The sequence below is a fragment of the Paucisalibacillus algeriensis genome (genome assembly GCF_000577245.1).
Taxonomy (GTDB): Bacteria; Bacillota; Bacilli; order Bacillales; family Amphibacillaceae; genus Ornithinibacillus.
On the sequence record NZ_CBYO010000019.1, the window covers coordinates 1 to 1447 of the forward strand.

General features: G+C 35.5%; 1 protein-coding gene. It reads left to right on the forward strand.

What is annotated here, in order from left to right:
* Window positions 1–56 precede the first annotated feature (56 nt).
* Window positions 57–1414 (forward strand): IS3 family transposase gene (locus TY11_RS20175; protein WP_155982705.1). Its coding sequence is split into 2 segments (ribosomal slippage): window positions 57–510 and window positions 510–1414, totalling 1359 coding nucleotides; the frame shifts between segments, so codons are not numbered across the junction.
* Window positions 1415–1447 lie beyond the last annotated feature (33 nt).

A 1447-nucleotide genomic window follows, 5' to 3' on the forward strand; every position in this document is an offset into this window, starting at 1 on the left:
TGAACTGCACCCCAATTGTTGGACACACAAACAACAATTGGAGGTGCAGTTTTTTTATGGCTAAATATACATTTGAAGAAAAATTATCTGCAGTTAATCAGTATTTGGAAGGTGACGAAAGTTTTATTTCGATTGGGAGAGCAATGGGAACTTCTGAAAGTGTTGTAATGAATTGGGTAAAGCAATATCAATATCATGGGGAAGAGGGATTGTCTAAAAAATCCTATACAAATTACTCAGCTCAGTTTAAACTAGACGTACTTAATTATATGATAGAAAATGGGACGTCACCAAATGAAGCAGCTGTTATTTTTAATATCTCCTCACCAGCTACGATAAGAACATGGAGAATTCTTTTTCAAAAAGGAGGAGTGGACGCCCTTAGACCAAAGAAAAAGGGGCGTACACTCATGAAAGAAACAAATAATAAAAAATCTAAACAAGTACAATCTGAATCAGTTGAATCTCTAAAAGCTGAGGTTGAACATCTACGAATGGAGAACGAGTATTTAAAAAAGTTGAATGCCTTAGTTCAAAACAAGGAAAAGTCACCAAACAAGACAAAGCGAAAGTAATCTATGAATTAAGGTTAAGATTCTCGGTGAAAGCACTTATTAAGTTGGCAAATATACCACGAAGCACTTACTATTATTGGGTAAGGCAATTTGACCGCCCAGACAAAGATGCAGAGTTAAAGACCTTGATCCAAGCAATATACCATGAACATAAAGGACGTTATGGTTACCGTCGCATTAAAGATGAATTGGAAAATCAGGGGTGGAAAGTGAATCATAAAAAGGTTCAGCGATTAATGAAAGAGTTAGGCTTAAAAAGCATCGTTCGAATGAAGAAATACCGCTCGTATAAGGGGAAAATTGGTAAGACGGCACCAAACATATTGGACCGTAATTTTAAGGCGGAAAAGCCAAATGAAAAATGGGTAACAGACATTACAGAATTTAAATTGTTTGGAGAGAAACTCTATCTATCTCCTATTCTAGATTTATTTAACGGTGAAATTATAACATATACAATTGGTTCCAGACCGACATACTCACTTGTCTCAGATATGTTAGAGAAGTCTTTTGAGCGAATATCAGACAATGACGAGTTAATCCTCCACTCAGATCAGGGGTGGCATTACCAAATGAAACAATATCGCCACGCATTAAAGGAACAAGGAATAACACAGAGTATGTCACGTAAGGGAAACTGTTATGACAATGCAGTAATAGAGAATTTCTTTGGAATAATGAAATCTGAGTTTCTATATTTAAATGAATTTGAAAGCATGGAACACTTTAAACAAGAGTTAGAAGGATATATGTATTACTATAATAACAAACGTATCAAGGCAAAATTAAAAGGCAAAAGTCCGGTCCACTACCGAACTTTTGCCCAACAAGCAGCTTAAAAATATATGTCCAACTTTTTGGGGTCACTTCAA